Origin of the sequence: Massilia sp. W12 (assembly GCF_037300705.1) — a bacterium.
Taxonomy (GTDB): Bacteria; Pseudomonadota; Gammaproteobacteria; order Burkholderiales; family Burkholderiaceae_D; genus JACPVY01.
This window is the reverse complement of record NZ_CP147776.1, coordinates 3,211,273-3,230,277: the sequence shown is the minus strand read 5'-3', so window position 1 is coordinate 3,230,277 and position 19,005 is coordinate 3,211,273. Positions and strand designations below refer to the sequence as shown.

Here is a 19,005-nt window from a genome sequence, read left to right as displayed (position 1 = left end):
AAGTCAATGCGGGGGTAAAAGGTGTTGTGTGTGCGCTTGCTTTGCAGCTGGAGACTGCGGGAGTGGGCGCAGGTGCGCTATATGCCGGTTTTTCACTTTCGCTTGCAGTAAAAACGGCAGCCGGGGCTGCCGTTTTTTTGCAGATGCTTACAGCGCAGGCGACCACTGCAGCGGTTGGCCACGGTTGTCGGTGATCTTGGTCAGTTCGGCAAACACTTGCGCTTGCACCGCATGCGGCAGGGCGACAAAGTCGGCGCCGTCGGCCAAATGGTCGCCTTTGGCCAGCGTCCAGCTGATGAATTTCAACAGTGCGATGGTGGCTTGCGGCTTGTTGGTGCTGCTCGGCAGCAGCATGAAGGCGCCGGCAGTGATAGGCCAGGTCGCGCCGCCGGCGCGGTTGATCAGGGTGTCGTCAAATTGGCCCTTGGTCCAGGCGCTGTTTTGCACGGCGGAAGCAAAGCGGCGGCCATTCGGAGCGACAAATTTACCGTCACGGTTTTTCAGTTGCGCCATGCCCAGCTTGTCTTGTACGGCGAATTTGTAGTCGATATAGCCGATTGCGCCGGCGGTTTGGCGCACGGCGGCAGACATTTCATCGCTGCCCTTGACTTGCTGCACATCAGCCGCCCATTTCACCGTCATATTGCGGCCATAGGCATTCTTCCAATCCTGGCTGACGGTGGAGAGGTATTCGGTAAAGTTGTAGGTGGCGCCGGAGCCATCGCTGCGCGCCACCACGGTGATGCCGATCTTGGGCAGATTCACGCCAGGATTCAAGGCGGCGATTGCAGCGTCATTCCATTTGGTGATTTTGCGCATATAGATCTCGGCCAGCACTTCGCCGCTCAAACGCAATTCGCCGCTTTTGGCTTCAGGCAGATTCACCACCGGCACGATGCCGGTCACGGCGCTCGGAATGCTGATCAATTTTGCGCTGCGGCTTTCTTCCGCGCTCAAGTTGAAATCGGTCGCGCCGAAATCCACCGCCTTGCTCTTGGCCAGTTTGATCCCTTCCGCCGATCCTGCCGCCTGATAGCTCAGTTTGATATTGTTCTTCTGACCATAGCTTTCCGCCCATTTCACATACAGTGTGCGGGCAGAGGAGGCGCCGGCGGCGGTGAAGTCCTGCGCCATGGCGGCGCTGGCAAACAGTGACAGGATGCTGGCGGTAAAGATTTTTTTCATCGTGACCTTTTCAAATAAAAGCAAAAATTGGACAAGCAGCCATCCATCCACACGGCGCACCGTGTGCGTATGGACAACTTCGGGATGGGCGCATTATACGGATGTTTCTGTGGTGCAATACCCGGCTTTAAGAATTGTTACTATTGAAAGATGCCGATAAGTACTTTCCACAATAGGCTGATCGCAGGCGTAAAAAAACCGGGGCTGATTTGATTCAGCGCCCGGTGATGTCCTGCTTGAAGCCGGTTTCAGGCGGCTTGCCGTTTTTTGCGGTTGGTCGCGTTTTCCCACAGTTCGCGCACATAGCTTTGCAGCTGACGGATGGTGAGTTTTTGCGCCAATTCGCTTTCATCGCTGGCGCCAATGCGGCGGTCGAGTTCGCTATCGTCGATCTTCAATTGCAGCGCATCTTCCACCGCCATGATGATTTCCACCACGTCCAGGGCATCGGCGCTGACCGGGTGTTGTTGGGCGAACGGGGCTTCGGGTTGCAGCAGCGCGCTGTCAGTGTGCAGGATGTTGGCGGTAATCGACAGCACTACGGCTTCGGGGTTGAGTTGGTGGGCGTCTTGCCGGGCTTGTGCTGAATTGCCAAGCAGCAATAACAGCGAAGTGGCGGACGTCACGAGCAGACGTTTCATACGTGTTTCCTCTATTCCTTGAAGTGGCGCGGCGGGTGGCCTGCGCCTGGTTGCGTCAGGCGGCTGATAGACCAGCTGACGGGTGAGGCATGCTGATAGCGAAGTGGGGGCGCATGCGGCAAACTTCAAGGATAACGTAAACTGGATATGCATCCAGTATTTTCTTATGTGAATTTATTTTCTTGTGGGTGGTAGTGCAAGCTGCGCCCGGCGGGCGCAAAGGCTGCCGCCGGCGCAGCCTGAGGCGCGCAAAGATTCTGGATTCAGCTTTGCGAGGGACGGACTTGCATCGCCCAGCCGGCCATCACCAGCACCGGGCCGCTGTGGCCTTGGCGCAATTGTTCCAGCCGGCCTTGCGCCAGCTCAGCCAGGCTCAGGCGCAAGATGCGTTGTTGCGGCAGACTGCAGTTTTCCACCGCCAGCACCGGCATCTCCGGGCTTTTGCCGGCGGCCAGCAAACGTTCTGCGGTTTGGATGGCTTCGCGTCCGCCCATGTATTGCACCAGCGTATCGCAGGAGGGCAGGCTGGTTTGCTCGGGTTGTCCGTCGCCATTGGTGGAGGTGAAAAACGCCACGCTGCGCGCCACGCCGCGCTTGGTCAGCGGTTGCCGGCTGGCGGCGGCGGCGGCGAAGGCGGTAGTGACGCCGGGCACCACTTCATAGGGAATGCCGGCAGCTTCCAGGGCCTGCATTTCCTCATCGGCGCGGCCAAACAACATCGGGTCGCCGCCTTTTAAGCGGATCACCAGCGCATGTTCCTGTGCTGCCAGCACCAGTTTGGCGTTGATTTCATCTTGTGGCATGGAGGCTTGGCCGGCGCGCTTGCCGACCGCCACCAGGCGCGCCTGCGCGCACAGCGCCAGCACATCCGGGCCGACCAGGGCGTCGTGCAACACCACGTCGGCCAGTCCCAGCAGGCGCGCGCCGCGCACCGTCAGCAAATCAGCGCTGCCGGGGCCGGCGCCAAGCAAGACCACCCGCCCCGGGCCGGGGCGGGCGCTGGTTTTGGGCAGGATGCCGGGCATGATTACAGCCTGATCATACCGGCGGCCACCGTTTGGTGCGTCACTTCATCAATCAGGATGAAGGCCCCGGTGGCGCGTGACTGCTCATACGCATCCACCGCCAGCGGCTGTTGCACGCTGAGTTGAATGCGGCCAATGTCATTCAATTGCAGGCTTAAACCATCGCCCTCGCGCTTTTGCTGGGTGTTGATGTCGAGCAGGCTTTCGACCCGCGTGACTTTGGCGGCGGTCTGGCGCGTGGTGTGCTTGATCCAGTATTTACGCCGCATGTCCAAGCCTTCTTCAGACAGCCAGCAGACATCCGCCGTGATCTGCTTGAGCAGGGTGGGCGGCTGGTCAGCAGCAGCCAGCATATCGCCGCGCGAAATATCCAGATACTCATCCAGCAGCAAGGTGACAGACTTGCCGGCGTGCGCGCTGGTCAGCGAGCCTTCCAGCACCACGATGTCTTTCACCGTCGCGCTCTTGTTGGAGGGCAGCGCCAGCAGCTTGTCGCCAACTTTCACCTGGCCGGCTTCAACCCGACCCATATAGCCACGGAAGTCGTTTGCTGCGTGGCCATTGTGGCGCGCCACCAATTGCACCGGGAAGCGCAAGGGTTCCTGATGCGCATCGTCATACACCGACAAGCCTTCCAGGATTTCAATCAGGGTCGGCCCCTGATACCAGGGCATGTTCGCGCCGGCGTCCACCACATTGTCGCCGGTCAGGGCCGAAATCGGGATGGCGCGCACATCCGTCAGCCCCAGGCTTTGCGCAAATTCGCGGTAGGCTGTGACGATGCGCTCATACACGGTTTGATCGTATTCCACCAAGTCCATCTTGTTGACGGCGACAATCACATGCTCAATGCGCAGCAAGTGGGCGATGGTGGAATGGCGCTTGGTTTGGATCAGCAGATCCACCCCGCCATCTTCGCGCAGCTTGACCTTGGAGACATCGACCAGAATGATGACCGCATCAGCGGTGGAGGCCCCGGTCACCATATTGCGCGTGTATTGCTCGTGGCCGGGGGTGTCGGCGATGATGAATTTGCGCTTGGGCGTGGCGAAATAGCGGTAGGCCACGTCAATCGTGATGCCTTGTTCGCGTTCAGCCTCCAGGCCGTCCGTCAAGAGTGACAGGTCGATCACATCGCCCACGGTGCGCTTGTGTTTGGCGCGCGACACCGATTCCAGCTGGTCGGCGAAAATGCCCTTGCTGTCAAACAGCAGACGCCCGATCAGCGTGCTCTTGCCATCATCCACCGAACCTGCGGTGATAAAACGCAGCAGGCCCAATTCTTCTTGTTTGTTGTCCATCAGAAATACCCCTGTTTCTTGCGTTTTTCCATCGAGGCCTCGGAAGTCTGGTCGTCCATCCGGGTGGCGCCGCGTTCCGTGATCTGGGTCACAGCGGTTTCAGCGATAATCGCTTCCACCGTAGCGGCGTCTGAGGCCACCGGGCAGGTGCAGGAAATATCGCCGACAGTGCGGAAACGCACGGTTTGGGTGATCACTTCTTCGCCGGCCTGGGCCGGGGTCAGATCGGTCAGCGGCACCAGCAGGCCACGGCGCGGGATGACTTGGCGCTGATGCGCGAAATAAATCGGCGGCAAGGCCAGTTGTTCGCGCGCAATGTATTGCCACACGTCCAGCTCAGTCCAGTTGGAAATCGGGAACACCCGCATGTTTTCACCGGGATGCACGCGCGTATTGTACAAATCCCATAATTCCGGGCGCTGCGCCTTCGGGTCCCATTGGCCGAATTCATCGCGGAAGGAGAAAATGCGCTCTTTGGCGCGCGCTTTTTCCTCATCGCGGCGCGCTCCGCCGATGCAGGCGTCAAATTTATGTTCGGCGATGGTTTCCAGCAGGGTCACGGCTTGCGCCGCATTGCGTGAATCGGTTTGCGGATTGCGCAGGCGCACCGTGCCGCGCTTGATCGAATCTTCGACTGAACCGACGATTAAACGCTCGCCCAGTTCGGCCACACGCTGATCGCGGAACGTGATCACTTCCGGGAAATTATGGCCGGTGTCGATATGCACCAGCGGAAAGGGGAAACGGCCTGGCCGGAAGGCTTTTTCTGCGATGCGCAGCAAGACCACGGAGTCTTTGCCGCCGGAAAACAGCAAGGCAGGGTTGCTGCATTCCGCCGCCACTTCGCGCATGATGTGAATCGCTTCCGATTCCAGCGCATCCAAATGCCGTTGGGAAAACGGCAACTGCGGCGCCTGGGTGCTGTTGCTCATGTTTGCTTCCTTTTTTATCAATTGCATAAGCGTTTGCGCTTATGCTGCTGCTTTGATGCGCACGATTTTGCCATCCACAATATGCAAGCCGCATTCTTTGCTGTCAGCTTGCTCCCACCACCAGCGGCCAGCGCGGATATCTTCACCCGGCTGAATCGCGCGGGTGCAGGGTTCGCAACCGATCGAGGGGTAGCCCTTGTCATGCAAGGGATTGTAAGGCACTTTTTCATGCTTCAGATAATGCCATACATCTTCCTCGCTCCAATCAGCCAGCGGGTTGGCTTTTATGTTGTCATGCGCTGCATCATGTTCAATGAGGGCCAGTTCGCTGCGGGTTTGCGACTGGGCGCGGCGCTGCCCGGTGATCCAGGCGTCACAGCCGGCCAGGGCGCGCCCGAGCGGCTCGACTTTGCGGATGCGGCAGCATTCTTTGCGCAATTCCACGCTGTCATAAAACGCGAATTCGCCATGCGCTGCGACATGCGCTTGCACCGCCTCAGCCTGTGGCTGATAGCGCGCCACTTCAATCCCATAGCGCTGACGGATGCTGTCTATCATGCCCAGGGTTTCCGCATGCAGACGCCCGGTGTCTAGCGTGAAAATGGCGAATGGCAGTTGCATCTGTGCGATCAAGTCCGTCAACACCATATCTTCCGCCGCCAGACTGGAGGCCAGCGCCACATGCTGATATTCGCTGGCCAATTGACGCAGGGCGGCGCGGGTTTGCGCCAGACGCTCCTCAAAGCCGGCAGGGGCGGGCGTGCTCATATGCCTTCCCCTGCGCCAAAGTTTTGTCCCTGGGTTTGGCTGGCGGCTTGCGCGGCGCGGCTGGCGCGCGCAAACAGCGGATATTTCTGATCCACCGAGTTTTGATAGACCTCGGAAAAATCCGACAAGCCTTTCAAGGCGTCATGAATATTCCGATCCGCGCGCGGCTCAAAGGCGTTGAAGCCCACGCGCTGCATATAAAACATCTGGTCGCGCAGCACATCGCCAATCGCCCGCAGTTGGCCCTTAAAGCCCAGACGGGTGCGCAGATTGTAGGCAATCGAATAACCGCGCCCGTCGGCGAATTTGGGAAAATCCACCGCCACCACCGGCAGCGCATCGAGCTTGCCGCGCAAGGTTTCGGGCCGCTCGTGGCTGGCGATCCAGACCCCGATTTCACCCGCTGCAATGCGCGGCGCGAGTTGCGCTTCCTGCGCCACCAATACCGCCAGCGGCACAATCACCTTGCCCGCCGGCACGGCAAAGCCGGCTGCCGCTTCTTCACTGACTTCCTGCTTGAGAAGCTGCCAGTCATCCGCGCAAACGCGCTGATCCAAAATGATTTGTTTGCTGTCAGGCATGACCATCTTCTCCCGGGATATAGTGTCCAGCCGCAATCGGCGTGGCATACACAAATTCTTTAAACGGCGCAACGCCGACGCGCTGCGCGGTGTCGATAAAGCGCTCATCTTCCTGGCGCTCACGCACATACACTTGCAAAATGCGATCCATCACTTCCGGCATTTGCGCAGCGGAAAAAGACGGGCCGATGATTTTGCCGATTGCGGCCTGGTTGCCTTGCGCGCCGCCAATCGAGACTTGATACCACTCGCTGCCATCCTTATCCACCCCCAAAATGCCGATATGGCCGATGTGGTGATGACCGCAGGCATTGATGCAGCCGGAAATGTTCAGCTCAATGTCACCGATATCAAACTGGAAATCCAGATCATCAAAACGCTCTGCAATAGCGGCGGCGATGGGGATGGATTTGGCGTTGGCCAGTGCGCAATAATCGCCGCCGGGGCAGCAGATGATATCGGTCAGCAAGCCGATATTCGGCGTGGCCACGCCATGGCTGCGCGCTTCTTTCCAGACCTTGTACAAATCTTTTTGCGCCACATCGGCCAGCACCACATTTTGCTCATGGGTGGCGCGCACCTGGCCAAAAGAAAAGCGCTCGGCCAGATCAGCAATCCAATCCAGCTGCTCAGCGGTGGCGTCGCCCGGCGGCACGCCGGTTTTTTTGAGCGACAGCACAACCGCCGCATAACCGCTTTGCTTGTGTCCCTTGACATTGCGCTTGAGCCAGGCGCCAAAGGCTTTTTCCTGTTGCGCCAGCGCGCCCAGCTCCGTGCTGTAATCCGGCAACGTCTCATACGCCGGCGGCGTGAAATAGCCGGCCACGCGCTGCACTTCGGCTTGGGTCAAGGTGGCCGGGCCGTCTTTCAAGTCTGCCCATTCTTCTTCCACCTGGCGGCGGAATTCCTCGACGCCCAGCGCCTTGAGCAAAATCTTGATACGCGCCTTATAGATATTGTCGCGCCGGCCATATTGGTTATACACCCGCATAATCGCTTCGATATACGTCAGTACATGCTGCCATGGCAAAAATTCATTCAGCACGCTGCCAATGATGGGTGTGCGGCCCATGCCGCCGCCGACAATCACCTTAAAGCCGGTTTCGCCGGCTTCGTTTTGCAGCGCCCACAAACCGATATCGTGCACAAAAGTGGCGGCGCGGTCGCTTTTCGCGCCATTTACGGCGATTTTGAATTTGCGCGGCAGATAAGCAAATTCCGGATGGAAGGTGCTCCACTGGCGCAGGATTTCGCAAAACGGGCGCGGATCAATGATTTCATCCGGGGCCACGCCGGCGTATTCGTCCGAGGTGACATTGCGGATGCAATTGCCGGAAGTCTGAATCGCATGCATTTCCACCGAAGCCAGATCGGACAGAATTTCCGGCGTGTCTTCGAGTTGAATCCAGTTGTATTGAATATTCTGGCGCGTGGTGAAATGGCCATAGCCACGGTCATATTTGCGCGCGATATGGGCAAACATGCGCACTTGCGCCGAAGACAGCAGGCCATACGGCACCGCCACCCGCAGCATATAGGCATGGCGCTGCATATACAGGCCGTTTTGCAGGCGCAGCGGACGGAATTCATCCTCGTGCAATTCGCCTGACAGACGGCGCCGCACCTGGTCACGGTACTGGGCGATCCGCTCGCGGACGATCAGATGGTCGTATTGGTCGTAGCGATACATGTCTTTCCTCTAAAAATCAGCGCATCTTAAGAAATCAGTTTAGCCGCCACCAGGGTCAGCGTAGTGGCCAGCAGGCCGCGCAAAAAACGTTCCGGAATTTTGCGCGCCAACAGCGAACCCAGAGTAATGCCGGGCACCGAACCCAGCAACAGCGTAAACAATAAATACCAATCAATCGAACCTAACCACCAGTGCCCCAATGCGGCAATCGTGGTGAGCGGCACGGCATAGGCGATATCCGTGCCGGCCACTTCCGCCGGACTCAAACGCGGATACAGCAAGACCAGAATCGTGGCCCCGACCGCACCGGCGCCAATCGAAGAAATCGTCACCATTGCGCCAATCACCGCGCCGCTGATCACCGTGGCCGCCGCCTGGCGCTGGCCGGTCAGCTGGCGGCTCGGATGGGCGTTCATCCAGGCTTGCATTTTACCTCTGAACAAGAGGGCGATTACGGTCAGCATCACCGACGCGGCAATCGAATAACGGATGAATTGGGCGATATCCTGGTTCAGCGGGCCGTGCGACTTGAGCCACAAGGTGGCCGCCAGCGCCGCCGGCAAGGCCCCGACACACAGCCGGCGCACAATCTCCCAGCGCACCGTGCTGGTGATTTTATGCACCAGCGTGCCCACGCTTTTGGTGGTGGCGGCAAACGCCAGGTCTGTACCCACCGCCACCGAAGGCGAGACGCCGAATAATAAAGTGAGCAGGGGCGTCATCAGACTGCCGCCGCCAACGCCAGTCAGCCCGACCAGCAGGCCTACAGCAAAACCTGAAACGATATAAGTCAGCATGATTCTGGATTCCTCAGTTGGACAGGCGGGAGTACGCTGTTTACCGGTTTCCTGGCTAGGGTATTGAAGGGCATACGGTTGGCATGCCAACCGCCTTCAATACAACCTTCGCATGCACGCGAAGGTGCGCCCTGCAAGGGCGACAACGACGCAGACGCATGTCTGCTAGGCGGAGTGGTGTGGCACTGCTGCACCGTGACGCCAGGGAGCCGGGAAACAAGTAATCGCGCCTGTAGCGCTCTGGCCCAAGGGGGGACGCTATTATTTGCTGAAAATTTTAATAAAATCATCGGGTTATCCAAGCAAAAAAGCGATTAACTGAGGAGTCTGGAATCACTGCCTCCTGCACAAAGAGCTTGAATCGTAATAAACTAGGCCCTTATTCCAAACTACATAGAACTTATTTGCTTATATGCCCTTTAGCTATATGCGAATGCAAGCAGCGCCACATCGCCCCTATCCGGGCTGTTTGGCGTGCGCATTGCCGGTTCTGCCAGACGGAGGGCGCAGATGAATCTGCATCAATTGCGCTTTGTGCGCGAAGCGGTGCGTCAGAATTTCAACCTGACCGAAGCCGCCAAAGCTTTATTCACTTCGCAACCCGGGGTGTCCAAAGCCATCATTGAGTTGGAAGAAGAATTGGGCATCGACATTTTCACGCGCCACGGCAAACGCATCCGTGGTTTGACCGAGCCGGGGCGCATGGTGCTCAACTCGGTCGAGCTGATCATGAAAGAGATCGACAGCTTAAAGCGCATCGGCAAGGAATACGCCTCGCAAGACAGCGGCAGTCTGATCATCGCCACCACCCACACCCAGGCCCGCTATGCGCTGCCGCGCGTGGTGCAAGCCTTTATGCAGAAATATCCCAAGGTCAAACTCTCTTTATTGCAGGGCAATCCGCGCCAGATTGCCGACATGGTGCACAAAGACCAGGCCGATATCGCCATCGCCACCGAGGCGATAGCCGCCGTTGAAGGGCTGGTCAGCCTGCCTTGTTATCAGTGGGAACATGTGCTGGTGACGGCGCCCGACCATCCCTTGCTGAAATTGCGCGACTTGACCCTGGAAGACATCGCCCACTATCCCCTGATCACCTATGACAGCGCATTTGCCGGGCGTAACAAGATAGACCACGCCTTCCAGCTGCGCGGCTTGAAGCCGGAAATTCTGCTCGAAGCGATTGACGCCGACGTCATCAAAACCTATGTCGAATTGGGCATGGGCGTGGGCATCATCGCCGGCATGGCGTTTGACGCCGAGCGCGACCGCAATTTGCGCTCGGTCGGCGTGGGGCATTTATTCGGCTTGAATGTCTCGCGCGTGGCGGTCAAGCAGGGCGCGTATTTGCGCTCCTATATATACAGCTTCATTGAATTGCTCACGCCCGGCATGAACCGCAAACTGATCGAGCAGGCGATTCATGGCAAGAAAGACACTTACGATATTTGAGAAGCACATGGAACACACCTCAACCGCCAGCCTGCCGCTGGCGCAACGTTTCGCAGCCGCCGCCCGCCTGCGCCGCCAACTGCGCAGTCCCAGTGGATTGCAATTCGCCATCGCCGACGCCCTGTGCATGTTGAATGCCGCACAATGGGATGCGGTTACCGCTGAAGCAGGCTTTTTCATGCAGCGCGATTATTTGCAGATGATGGAGCAGGCCGGCCCGGACAATATCACGCCGCGCTACTGCCTGATCTACGACGGCCAGCAAGCGGTAGCCGCCTTGTATATGCAAATCGCGAACGTCTCCGCGCGCCAGCTTGGCCCCAATCGCAAGCAGGAAAAAGAAGACAAAGCGAATAAAGAAGAGGGTGGCAAAGAGGAAAAGCGCGGCAAGCGCGAGCGCGCCCTGGCCCTGTTAAAACGCGCCATCGACCCGGCGGCGGCCAGCTTGCAAGCCGGTTTGCGCGAACGGATTTTGGTGTGCGGCAATTTGCTCAGCTATGGCTTGCATGGCATCGCCTTCGCCCCCGGCGCCGCGCCTGCCGACATCTGGCCGGCAATCGCTGAAGCGCTGTACCGCGTGCGGCGCGCTGAAAAGCTGTCCGGCCAGACCGATTTTGTGATGATCAAAGATGTCACCCCGGAAGCGCTGCCAGCCTCGCAAATCATGCAAAAGCTCTCCTATGCTGCGCTGGAAACTGAACCGAATATGGTGCTGCAGCTCGACCCCGCCTGGCGCAACCATGCGGATTATCTGGCCAGCATGCAATCCAAATACCGCAGCGCGGTCAAGCAACAGATTTACAAGCCGATCAATGAAGCCGGGATTGAAATCGCGCATCTGCAGGACATCAATGCGGCGGCGGCGGAATTGCACGCCCTGTATCTGCAAGTGCATGAACAAGCCAGTTTGCGCCTCTTTACCCTGCCCGAAGTGTATTTCCCGGCCTTGCTGCATGTGGCCGGCGCCGATGCGCGCTGTACTGTGGCGCGCAAAGAGGGCCGCATCCTCGGTTTTATCATCACGCTCAAAGACGGCGACACGGCTTACGGTTATCACATCGGTTTTGATAAAAGCGTGCGTCTGCCGCTTTATCTGCGCTTATTGCATGCGGCGGTGGAAGACGCAATTGCGTTTGGCTGCCGCCGCCTGTCCCTGGGACGGACAGCGCTCGAACCCAAGGCGCGCCTGGGCTGCCAGCCGGAAGAGATCACGGTATGGGTAAGACACCGCCAGCCGGTGATGAATATCTTTGTGCGCAATTTGCTGCGCGCAGTCAGTCATGACGAAGCGCCGCAAGCCCACCCTTTCAAAAAATAAACGCACCGACCGCGCCTGCCGCCCTTGTGCGACAGGCGCCAGGGGCGCACAGCAAGACTGAGAATATGGCTAAACTGACGTTGGAACGCCTGCTGCAATCGCAGGGCTATGGCACGCGCAAATATTGCCGCGCCTTGATTTTTGATGGTGCGCTGCAAATAGATGGCGAGGTGGTGGATGACCCCGGTTTTATCCCGGCAGATCCTGAAAAGCGCGCCTACAGTCTGGATGGCGTCGCCTTCCGCTACCGTCCGCAACTGTATTTAGCGCTGCACAAACCGCCGAATTATGAATGTTCGCGCAAACCCAGCCACCACCCCGGCGTGCTGACATTATTCCCCGACCCGATCCGCGCGCGCGACGTGCAGCCGGTAGGCCGCCTGGATCACGACACCACCGGCTTGCTGCTGCTGTCTGACGACGGAGCGTTTATTCACGCGCAAACCTCGCCGCGCCGCCATGTCCCCAAGTATTACCACGCCAGCACCGCCGAAGACGTGAGCCAGGACTTGATCGCGCACATGTTGGCTGGCGTGCAATTGCATGACGAGCCGGCCCCCTTGAAAGCGCTGGAATGCAGCCAACTCGGCCCGCGCCTGCTGCAAATCGTGCTGGAGCAGGGCAAATACCACCAGGTGAAACGCATGCTGGCCGCCTGCGGCAACCACTGCGCCGCCTTGACCCGTGTGCAAATCGGCGGCTTGACGCTGCAAGGACTGGGGTTGCAGGAAGGGCAGTGGTGTTATCTGGAAGCGGAACATCTGGCGCAATTGCGCGGGCAGGCGGAGGGGGAATAGGCCAGCCGCTGATGGCTTCACGCTTGCGTTTCCACTGGCTTGTCTATTTGTTGTGGGGGCGATTTCAGTTGCGAACAAGGCCGGGCATACGCAGGCGCTGATTCGGGGCTATGGGCTTAAACTCCCTCCCACAAATAAAACTACGGCTGGTGGCTGGCGCCTGTTCCTTTGTTTATCCACCGGTGTCGGATGCCGGCTTATCGCTTCGCTCAACCCAGCCTTCTACTTTTGGGTTTTGACCTATTTTTGCGCCAGATTTTGCCATTCCGCTTTGCACCGGCCATAGCTGCATTGCGCAATCAATTCGCCGGCGCGCTGGTGGTCTTGCGCGGGGGAGGAATCTGGCCAGGGGTAGGGCTGGGCTTTGCCAAACAATTCCAGCCGCGCCAGCAGGGTGTCGGTTTCATACAGCAGCATGCCGCAACGGCGGGCGATGGCATAGGCTTCGTTCAGCGCCGCCAGCGCGCCGGGGTGGTCTGGTAATGCGCATTGAATGCGGGCGTGGGTGAGCAGGGCGGGGGGGATGTAGTCACTCTTATTACTCTGACGAATCAAGCGCAAGGCGGCTTGGCTGTGGGCCAGCGCTGCTGACAGGCTGGCGGCGGCGTCCGGCTGTGCGGCGCGCGCCAACAGCAGTTGGCATTTGGCCAGGGTGTGGTGGTCTTGACCCTGGTCGAGCAGCCTATCTTCTTCCCATGCCAAAGTCTGCTGCGCACGCTTGGCCACCTCCGCCGCGCTGCTTTGCTGCGCCAACAAGATCTCGCAATACTGAAAACCGCGCACCGAAAACAGCAGCGGGTAGGCTGGCTGCATTTCCACTTGCAAGCGCTCGGCTTCTTGCATCAAGCGCACTGCGCTGGCGCTGTCGCCGCTTAAAAAACTGTGCCAGGCAAGGTTGCTGCAGTTTACCATTTTCATAAAGGCGTCTTGGCTTTGCTCTGCATAGTCCAGCGCCTGCCGGGCGCTGGTAAGCGCGGTTGGCAAGTGGCCGAGCAGGGCTTGGGTTTGGCTGAGGTTGCTGGCAGTGTTGGCGGCGTTTTGCCAATTTTTTTGTTGCACACGCATGGTAAGATTGGCTTCCATCAAGGGCAGGGTTTCCGGCAAACGCCCCAAGGCGCGCAGTCTAGTCGCGGCTTCGCTAAACAGCCAAGCCTGGTTGCCAGCAGAGATTTGCGCAACCGCCCCCGCTTGCAGGGCGCGCCAACCCGGCGCAAAAAAATGGGCGATGGCGGCCAGGTCGTGGGCATAGGCGCCGAGTTTTCTGCTGCTGTAAAACGTATCACCGCGCAATATGCGTTTGTGATACACATCCTTCCGGGTTTTTTCATACTCCCCCGCCGCGCAGCCATGCATCACGGCTTCATACAGCGGCAATAAATCTTCCAGTGTCGGGTTGTCTTGATCCGGGGTGTTTGTGCATAAAAACTCAAATACGCGTTGATGCGCCTGGCGCCAGCCTTGCGGGCAGCGGGTTTGCAATTCGCTGGCAAAGTATTCGCGCAGCAAGGGGTGGGCGTCCAGGTTGCGCCATACGCCATGCTGGTCTTTGCCTTGGCTGATCAGCTTGGCTTGCTCCAGGCGGCTGAGCAGGGTTTGCAGGGTGTTTGGCGGCAGGGGCGTGTGGACTTTTTTGCGGCCTTTTTGTGTGGTGCTGAATAAGGCATCCGTCACACCCGCAATCGGTTTACCATGCAACAGGCACTCGATACTGGCGCGGCTGGCGGGTTTATCAAACAGGCTGAGCATGTGCAAAATCGCCAGCGCCGGTTTGCCGTATTTTTCATCAGTTTCCAGCCAGCGCGCATAGGCGCGAATCGCACGGAAAGCGTGGCCGTGGCGTTCTTCTTCGTCGGCAATCTGCCAATCGACCAGATCTCGCTTGGCGATGTCGCCGCCGTGGGCTTCTTTTAAATACAGGCCGAGGATGCGCAGGGCCAGGGCGTGGCAGTGCAGTTCATTCGCGGCGGCTTCGAGTTCCTGTGGCAAACCGATAATGTCCAGACTGCGCAGCAGGGCAATAGCGGCAGACAAGGGCAGGGCGGGCAGGTTGATTTGTTGCAGATGGGCGGTGAAACGATCATCCAGCGCGTAGCGGCTGGTGATGAGGCAGAGGCTGGGGCCGTCCCAATAGGTGAGCAGGGCTTCAATGCCCGCGTCTTTGATTCTGCCGCGCTCCGGGCAGGTGGGCGGCATTTGTAGCGGCTCCAAACCATCCAGCAAGAGCAGTGCTTTGGTTTTTTTGCAGCATTCGGCCAGCTTTTGGCCTTTTTCGTAAAGGCTGGCTTGGCTTTCAGCGAAACCGCTTTCGCCGAAAAATTTTAAGGCGTCGCGCAAGAAAAGGTCTGAGCTGGCTTGGCTTTGGTCGCTGGAACCCTGGCTGTAAAACGACCAGGCGAAGACTTTTTGCAAACCCGGCCAGCCGGCTTTTTTCAGGGAGAAAGCCCAATTCGTCATCAGCGAGGTTTTGCCTTCGCCACCCAGGGCGATGATGCTGATGATTTTTTTGCCATCCGTGTCTTTGAACACCGCATCCAGCTTAGCCAGTTCAGGTTCCCGCCCCAGCAAATCGGGCAGCAAATATTGCTTGATGTGGCTGAGGTCTTCTTGCGCTGGCGGTGTGTTTTTTGGTGTGCTTGGCGGTTTGGACGTGGTTTCCATGCCCGCGCCTTGCGGCGCGGGATCAAGTTGGCAAGTGCTTTCCTTACTCAGCCGCCAAGGCTCATCCACGCTGCCGGGGTCAAATTCCCAAGGCTGCCGCGTTACCTGCGCGCCTTCAATCCGTATCAAGCTGAAGCTGTTTGTATGCCCGCCATCCTCAAACGTGGCGCCGCTTTGGAAATGCCAGGCTTTATCGCATACCTTGCTGGGCTTTTTAATCTTGCCATGCGTATGCCCGCTCAAAATCAGATGGCAGCGCGAGGCGACAAAATCATCAATATCCACCCGTCCCCGCGCATTGCTTTCTTCCGGGTGCAGCCAGTCAAAAGGATGGTGCAACATGCCCACCGTGAGCTTAACCCCGGTTTTGCAATCGGCTAAGCCATTTTCCGCCGCCAGCACCTGCAATTGCGGCAGGCCCAGCCAGAGATTGTCTTTGTCATCTTTGCCCTGCGCATACCAGGCCGAATTCATCACCAGCACGCGCAAATCATCCCATTCGCAGATTCCCGACAAGCGGTTTTGTTCGGCGCCTATGGTCAGCAAGGGCAAGCCGAAGTCGGCGCAAAATTGGATGTAGTCTGTAAAACTTTTCAGATTGGGAATATCCGCGATAGGCGGCGTCAGTGCATCGGCGGCGGCTTCGTGGCTGGTGGGGTAAGGGAAACGCTTGGCGGCATTGCGATTGCTGTCATGATTCCCCGCGCAGATTTGCACCTTACCCGCCGACAAGCCGCACACCGCCAGCAAATCTTTCAACCACGCACCTGCCAATACATAATCAGACTTCACCCCCCGCATCCCCAAATCGCCGCTGATCAAAATGTAATCCGGCTTCCAGCAACGTTCATCGCGCAGGCAGCCCAGCAAACCATCCAAACACAGCTTGCGTTGCGCCTGCTGCGTAGGATTGCCATCAAATCCAAAATGCAAATCCGATAGATGCAAAATTGTCGGCATCGCTGATCCATGCTCATGGGAAATGCCATCAAGTATAAGTGAATGTCGCTCGCCGGTGATGATTTTGCTGTCTTGCCACAGTCGCAGAAACTTGCCCCGCAAAACAACCCGCAAAACAACCCGCAAAACAACCCGCAAAACAACCCGCAAAACAACCCGCAAAACAACCCGCAATTGCCGCCCCTTTAGCGTGCAAACCCTTTCCAATGGCATGCCGCAATGCGCAGGCCCAGCCCGCCACCTGTTTGCATTCCACGCGATCCCCCCTTGCAACACCGACATATTCAAATGAAACTGCCTTTCATGTTTTGTATCCTTTTTATTAACTATGTCTCATTTCTGATACGTTGGTTTGTCAAATTTTGCGCCGGAAAAGCGCTGACAGCGCTATCTGTCCCGGTTTGTGCTGATAATCCGAATGCTTCATGTCGGGCGCTGCATTGACAGCGCGTTTTGATTGCAATGTTGAAAGGGATAGCATGTCTGTTTCACACGAATTAAGTCTGGCTGAAGAAGTCAAGGCGGCTTATACCTACGCCTACCCCCTGGTGTTGATGGATATCACCTGCAAGGTCAGCACCAATGTGGCAAGCGCCACTGAGGTTTCCGGCAAGGCGCCGATCAATCAATTTTCACTCTCGCAATACTTTGTCACCCCGGAACAAAAAGAGGTGGTGCGGCCAAATGCCGACACCTTGTATTGCCTGGCCTGGCTGGATCTGGGGCCGGAGCCTTTGGTGATGACGGTCGGTGCGATGGATATTTATTACATGTTGCCCATCCTGAATGGCTGGACCAATGTGTTCACCCCGGATGGCAGCCCGAATGCAATCGGCGCCGCCAGCGGCAATAAGCGCGCGACGAATTGGGTTTTGTGCGGCCCGAATTTCAAGGGCGATATTCCGGCCGGTTTGCAGCGCCTGGATCTGGCTACCGAAATGGCCTGGATTTTGGGACGGATTGAATGCCATGGCGATGTCGGCGGGCCGGCAGATCCTTACAGTTATCAAAGCGTGCACCAGCTGCAAAGCAGTTTGCATTTGATTCCGCTCTCAAGCTGGGATGGCGACCCGGACAGTTATCAAGCGCCGCCCGGGGTGGTCGATCCCGCGCTGGATATGAGCACGCCGCCGCCGCAGCAAGTGGCGGATTTGACAAATATTGATTGTTCGGCGTTTTTCACCCGGTTTTGCGCGCTGATGCATGCCAATCCGCCTGACCCGGAAAGCCCGGCAATGGAGTCGATTTTGCAGCGTCTGGGTTTGACGCCCGGCGCACAGATTGACTGGCGCGCGAGCATGAGTGAGCAAGATTTCGCGACTGCGCAGGCGGCGGCGCAAGCTGCGCTGGCGGCGATTTGCGATCCGAAGAGCGCGCTCGAAGCCAGACCCGGCCCCACGCCAGCACGCGAAATGGACCCGGCGCAAAATAATTATTGGACTATGATCACCAACGCCAAGATGGGTGATTTTGGCCGGCATTATTTTTTCCGGGCGGTGGTGGCGGAATATGGGCTGGGCGCGAATTTGGTGGCGGATGCGATTTACCCCAGCTGCTCGCTCGACAGCAATGGCGAGAGCATGCTCAATAATCAGACTTACACCATCACTTTCCCGCCGGGACAAACCCCGCCGGCGAAAGGCTTTTGGTCGATCACGGTGTATGATGCGGAGGGCTATTTCATTCCGAATGCAATGCGGCGCTATTCCTACCATAACTGGGACAATCCGACCCCGGATGCTGAGGGCAATGTGGTGATTACCCTGTGTTTGCTGGAAGAGGGACGGGATTACAGCGGGATGAATATTCTGCCGCTGGGCAATGCGGGCGATGCGCCGGCCAGCTTTAATCTGACCATGCGCATGTATTGGCCGGATGTGGCGACGATTGACGCCGGTTGGATGCCGCCGGCGGTGTGTAAAGTGTAAGCGCTGTTTTTTGCGTCAGGCGTCTGCGCGGTGTGCGCCAGCTTGCTGTGCGCGCCCCACGCCGGGCGCTTTGTTTCAAACCGCCTGTCCGCGCCACCCGAGTTTTTGCGACAATTCGCGCGCCGCCTCGCGTGTTGCGCACGCTATCGGGCCTTGCCAATCCTGGCCCAGATAGGCCGCCAGGCCGACGACCGAGATGGCGTATTGAATCTGTCCCTGGTGATTGAAGACTGGCGCGGAAAAGGCGTTAAAGCCGGCCAGCAGTTGTTCCACCATGCGTTGCGGGGCCAGTCGCGCGGCGGCCGGGTCTAAGCGGCCAATCACGCGCGCGATGCCGTGCGCGCGAGTTTCTTCCAGCTGTGCTTGCAATTGCGCCATGGTGTGCGGCGCGTCTAAACCTTCTTGCGCATTGCGCGCTAATTCCGGCAGTAAGAGCGGCGCGCTTTCATTGGCCGGCAGCCAGCTGGCGAAACACAGGCCGCTCGCCGTGTAAGTCAGCGGTAAGACGCTGCCTATGGATAAATTCACCGTCACCGCGCGGCGTGAGGGCAGCAGCCGGATATAGGTCGGGCCCAGATTGCCCCAGGTCGCCAGGGCCACGGTTTCGCCAGTCGCCTCGCCCAAGGCTGCCAGGGTGAGGTCGGCCAGTTGCAAAGCGTCGATCCGGTTTAAGGCCGCCAGCCCCAGTTCCAGCGCCATCGGGCCAAGATCGTACAGGGCGCTGGCGGCGTCTTGCCGCACCAGGCCGACCCGGATCAAACTCACCAGGTAGCGGTGCGCCTTGGCCGCCGGCATGCCGGCCAGCTTGGCCAGTTGGGACAGGGGCAGGGCGGCCCCGGCTTGCGCCAGGGCGTGCAAGAGCGGGGCGGCGACTTCGATGGATTGGATGCCGGCGCGCGATTCATCCATAAGGTTTCCTTGTGTCTCAGGTGCTTGATTTGGCCACAGTTTAGCATTACGATATGGTAAATC

At 58.3% G+C, this 19,005-nt stretch carries 15 protein-coding genes; 4 read left to right on the top strand and 11 right to left on the bottom strand.

What is annotated here, in order from left to right:
* Positions 1 to 147 precede the first annotated feature (147 nt).
* The 9 genes from pstS to V8J88_RS12795 form a co-directional block, all read right to left on the bottom strand.
* Positions 148 to 1,185, bottom strand: coding sequence for a phosphate ABC transporter substrate-binding protein PstS (gene pstS, locus V8J88_RS12835; protein WP_338844522.1), 1,038 nt, complete (start codon positions 1,183 to 1,185; stop codon positions 148 to 150).
* 248 nt (positions 1,186 to 1,433) lie between these two features.
* On the bottom strand, positions 1,434 to 1,826 hold the full coding sequence (locus V8J88_RS12830; RefSeq protein WP_338844521.1) for a hypothetical protein: 393 nt from the start codon (positions 1,824 to 1,826) through the stop codon (positions 1,434 to 1,436).
* A gap of 263 nt (positions 1,827 to 2,089) precedes the next feature.
* Positions 2,090 to 2,851 carry a uroporphyrinogen-III C-methyltransferase gene (gene cobA / locus V8J88_RS12825; protein ID WP_338844520.1) on the bottom strand — a complete coding sequence of 254 codons (762 nt, stop codon included), beginning with the start codon at positions 2,849 to 2,851 and terminating at the stop codon, positions 2,090 to 2,092.
* 2 nt (positions 2,852 to 2,853) lie between these two features.
* A complete protein-coding gene (locus V8J88_RS12820; protein WP_338844519.1) occupies positions 2,854 to 4,152 on the bottom strand; it encodes a GTP-binding protein in 1,299 nt (432 codons plus the stop codon).
* Positions 4,152 to 5,084: a sulfate adenylyltransferase subunit CysD gene (gene cysD / locus V8J88_RS12815; RefSeq protein ID WP_338844518.1), complete on the bottom strand. Its 933-nt coding sequence runs from the start codon at positions 5,082 to 5,084 to the stop codon at positions 4,152 to 4,154. Before cysD ends, V8J88_RS12820 begins: the two co-directional genes overlap by 1 nt.
* A gap of 39 nt (positions 5,085 to 5,123) precedes the next feature.
* Positions 5,124 to 5,852, bottom strand: a complete 729-nt coding sequence (locus V8J88_RS12810; protein WP_338844517.1) for a phosphoadenylyl-sulfate reductase — start codon at positions 5,850 to 5,852, stop codon at positions 5,124 to 5,126.
* A complete protein-coding gene (locus V8J88_RS12805) occupies positions 5,849 to 6,433 on the bottom strand; it encodes a DUF934 domain-containing protein (RefSeq protein WP_338844516.1) in 585 nt (194 codons plus the stop codon). The genes V8J88_RS12810 and V8J88_RS12805 overlap by 4 nt, the downstream gene beginning before the upstream one ends.
* Positions 6,426 to 8,123 carry a nitrite/sulfite reductase gene (locus V8J88_RS12800; protein ID WP_338844515.1) on the bottom strand — a complete coding sequence of 566 codons (1,698 nt, stop codon included), beginning with the start codon at positions 8,121 to 8,123 and terminating at the stop codon, positions 6,426 to 6,428. The genes V8J88_RS12805 and V8J88_RS12800 overlap by 8 nt, the downstream gene beginning before the upstream one ends.
* 26 nt (positions 8,124 to 8,149) lie before the next feature.
* Positions 8,150 to 8,923: a sulfite exporter TauE/SafE family protein gene (locus V8J88_RS12795; RefSeq protein WP_338849884.1), complete on the bottom strand. Its 774-nt coding sequence runs from the start codon at positions 8,921 to 8,923 to the stop codon at positions 8,150 to 8,152.
* 507 nt (positions 8,924 to 9,430) lie between these two features.
* On the opposite strand from V8J88_RS12795, the gene V8J88_RS12790 reads away from it, so the two are divergent.
* From V8J88_RS12790 to V8J88_RS12780, 3 genes are all read left to right on the top strand, one after another.
* Positions 9,431 to 10,372 carry a CysB family HTH-type transcriptional regulator gene (locus V8J88_RS12790; RefSeq protein ID WP_338844514.1) on the top strand — a complete coding sequence of 314 codons (942 nt, stop codon included), beginning with the start codon at positions 9,431 to 9,433 and terminating at the stop codon, positions 10,370 to 10,372.
* Positions 10,373 to 10,379: 7 nt separating this feature from the next.
* Positions 10,380 to 11,690 (top strand): GNAT family N-acetyltransferase, encoded by a 1,311-nt coding sequence (locus tag V8J88_RS12785; protein WP_338844513.1) that lies wholly within the window; start codon positions 10,380 to 10,382, stop codon positions 11,688 to 11,690.
* A 65-nt stretch (positions 11,691 to 11,755) separates the two neighbouring features.
* Entirely contained in the window at positions 11,756 to 12,487 is a 732-nt protein-coding gene (locus V8J88_RS12780) for a pseudouridine synthase (protein WP_338844512.1), read from the top strand.
* A 240-nt stretch (positions 12,488 to 12,727) separates the two neighbouring features.
* Here the strand turns inward: V8J88_RS12780 and V8J88_RS12775 are convergent, their stop codons facing one another.
* Positions 12,728 to 16,105 (bottom strand): metallophosphoesterase, encoded by a 3,378-nt coding sequence (locus V8J88_RS12775; RefSeq protein WP_338844511.1) that lies wholly within the window; start codon positions 16,103 to 16,105, stop codon positions 12,728 to 12,730.
* 479 nt (positions 16,106 to 16,584) lie between these two features.
* Here V8J88_RS12775 and V8J88_RS12770 point away from each other — a divergent pair, with 479 nt between their 5' ends.
* Positions 16,585 to 18,033 carry a DUF1254 domain-containing protein gene (locus tag V8J88_RS12770; protein ID WP_338844510.1) on the top strand — a complete coding sequence of 483 codons (1,449 nt, stop codon included), beginning with the start codon at positions 16,585 to 16,587 and terminating at the stop codon, positions 18,031 to 18,033.
* A gap of 75 nt (positions 18,034 to 18,108) precedes the next feature.
* On the opposite strand, the gene V8J88_RS12765 is transcribed toward V8J88_RS12770, so the two are convergent.
* A complete protein-coding gene (locus V8J88_RS12765) occupies positions 18,109 to 18,942 on the bottom strand; it encodes an IclR family transcriptional regulator (RefSeq protein WP_338844509.1) in 834 nt (277 codons plus the stop codon).
* Positions 18,943 to 19,005: the final 63 nt, after the last annotated feature.

What these genes read in the sequence shown, in the direction of transcription:
- V8J88_RS12810 (WP_338844517.1), bottom strand. Translation starts at nt 5,852, where the DNA reads ATGAGCACGCCCGCCCCTGCCGGCTTTGAGGAGCGTCTGGCGCAAACC.
- V8J88_RS12800 (WP_338844515.1), bottom strand. Translation starts at nt 8,123, where the DNA reads ATGTATCGCTACGACCAATACGACCATCTGATCGTCCGCGAGCGGATC.
- V8J88_RS12805 (WP_338844516.1), bottom strand. Translation starts at nt 6,433, where the DNA reads ATGCCTGACAGCAAACAAATCATTTTGGATCAGCGCGTTTGCGCGGAT.
- V8J88_RS12765 (WP_338844509.1), bottom strand. Translation starts at nt 18,942, where the DNA reads ATGGATGAATCGCGCGCCGGCATCCAATCCATCGAAGTCGCCGCCCCG.
- cysD (WP_338844518.1), bottom strand. Translation starts at nt 5,084, where the DNA reads ATGAGCAACAGCACCCAGGCGCCGCAGTTGCCGTTTTCCCAACGGCAT.
- V8J88_RS12770 (WP_338844510.1), top strand. Translation starts at nt 16,585, where the DNA reads ATGTCTGTTTCACACGAATTAAGTCTGGCTGAAGAAGTCAAGGCGGCT.
- cobA (WP_338844520.1), bottom strand. Translation starts at nt 2,851, where the DNA reads ATGCCCGGCATCCTGCCCAAAACCAGCGCCCGCCCCGGCCCGGGGCGG.
- V8J88_RS12785 (WP_338844513.1), top strand. Translation starts at nt 10,380, where the DNA reads ATGGAACACACCTCAACCGCCAGCCTGCCGCTGGCGCAACGTTTCGCA.
- V8J88_RS12780 (WP_338844512.1), top strand. Translation starts at nt 11,756, where the DNA reads ATGGCTAAACTGACGTTGGAACGCCTGCTGCAATCGCAGGGCTATGGC.
- V8J88_RS12775 (WP_338844511.1), bottom strand. Translation starts at nt 16,105, where the DNA reads ATGCCGACAATTTTGCATCTATCGGATTTGCATTTTGGATTTGATGGC.
- V8J88_RS12790 (WP_338844514.1), top strand. Translation starts at nt 9,431, where the DNA reads ATGAATCTGCATCAATTGCGCTTTGTGCGCGAAGCGGTGCGTCAGAAT.
- V8J88_RS12820 (WP_338844519.1), bottom strand. Translation starts at nt 4,152, where the DNA reads ATGGACAACAAACAAGAAGAATTGGGCCTGCTGCGTTTTATCACCGCA.
- pstS (WP_338844522.1), bottom strand. Translation starts at nt 1,185, where the DNA reads ATGAAAAAAATCTTTACCGCCAGCATCCTGTCACTGTTTGCCAGCGCC.
- V8J88_RS12830 (WP_338844521.1), bottom strand. Translation starts at nt 1,826, where the DNA reads ATGAAACGTCTGCTCGTGACGTCCGCCACTTCGCTGTTATTGCTGCTT.